The 719-nt window shown below is 55.8% G+C and carries 1 protein-coding gene; it reads left to right on the forward strand.

The genetic code is table 11. The annotated features are described in order from the left end of the window. A partial coding sequence (locus VB780_RS14265; protein WP_323351828.1) for a reverse transcriptase N-terminal domain-containing protein occupies positions 1–719 on the forward strand: 719 nt, incomplete at both ends.

The following is a 719-nucleotide window of genomic DNA, read 5'->3' on the forward strand; positions in this document are numbered from 1 at the left end:
GTAATGAATCAAGTCACAGTCCAAACGTCTAAGACTGGGGCCAACGCGCCCACAGTGGAATGGAAGACCCTCCCCTGGCGACAGCTAGAGGCGAAGGTGTTCAAGCTGCAAACGAGGATTTACCGAGCTGAACAGAATGGTGATGTGAAAACCGTTCACAAACTGCAAAAGACCCTGATGCGGTCATGGGCAGCTCGCTGCCTGGCGGTGCGTAAGGTTACTCAGGACAACCGAGGCAAGCAGACAGCCGGGATTGATGGTGTCAAATCCCTCACCCCAGCTCAACGTTTGCAACTGGCCCAAAACCTCTCCTTGAGCGACAAATCAGCCCCGGTTCGACGGGTACTGATTCCCAAGCCAGGGAAAACGGAAAAACGGCCCCTCGGGATTCCGACTATGACCGAACGGGCTCGCCAGGCCCTGGTCAAACTAGCCCTGGAGCCCCAGTGGGAGGCCAAATTTGAGCCTCATTCCTACGGTTTCAGACCCGGTCGCTCAGCACAAGACGCCCTTAGGGCAATTCAACAGGCGACCCAGCAGAAAGCCAAATACGTGCTGGATGCGGATATCGCCAAGTGCTTCGACCAAATTGATCAGAGCAAGTTGTTGGATAAGCTCGACACCTTTCCCAGCCTGAGGCGTCAGATTAAAGCCTGGCTCTCAGCGGGGGTAATTGAAGGGGCAAACTGGTTCCCCACGGAACGCGGAACGCCTCAAGG

The sequence above is a fragment of the Leptolyngbya sp. CCNP1308 genome, assembly GCF_034932455.1.
Taxonomy (GTDB): Bacteria; Cyanobacteriota; Cyanobacteriia; order Phormidesmidales; family Phormidesmidaceae; genus Nodosilinea.